The following is a 400-nucleotide window of genomic DNA, read 5'->3' on the forward strand; positions in this document are numbered from 1 at the left end:
GAAAACCAAGGCGCGGTGGGAGTCGATCTGGGTATCACGCGCCTGGCCACGCTGTCTACAGGGGAAACCTTCACCGGTCCCAAGGCGCTGGATGCCTTGCTGGATCGGCTCAAACGCTTGTCACGCAGCCTGTCTCGCAAAGTAAAAGGGTCGCGCAACCGCGTCAAGGCGAAACTGAAGCTGGTACGGTTGCATGCCCGCATTACCCATCTGCGGCGAGAAGGTTTGCATCAGCTTACGACCAGCCTCACACGCCGTTTCCACACGATCGGCATCGAGGACCTCAATGTGAAGGGCATGTTGAGCAACCGCCACCTTGCGCGCGCCATCGCCGACATGGGCTTCGGCGAACTGCGCCGCCAGCTCGAATACAAGACGGCGTGGCGGGGTGGACATGTCG

Annotated in this window: 1 protein-coding gene; it reads left to right on the plus strand. The window is 61.0% G+C overall.

Annotated features, from left to right (window positions below):
- On the plus strand, positions 1-400 hold a 400-nt coding region (locus QPK27_RS25260), incomplete at both ends, for a transposase (RefSeq protein WP_290420892.1).

Origin of the sequence: Massilia sp. YIM B02443 (genome assembly GCF_030411955.1) — a bacterium.
Taxonomy (GTDB): Bacteria; Pseudomonadota; Gammaproteobacteria; order Burkholderiales; family Burkholderiaceae_D; genus Telluria.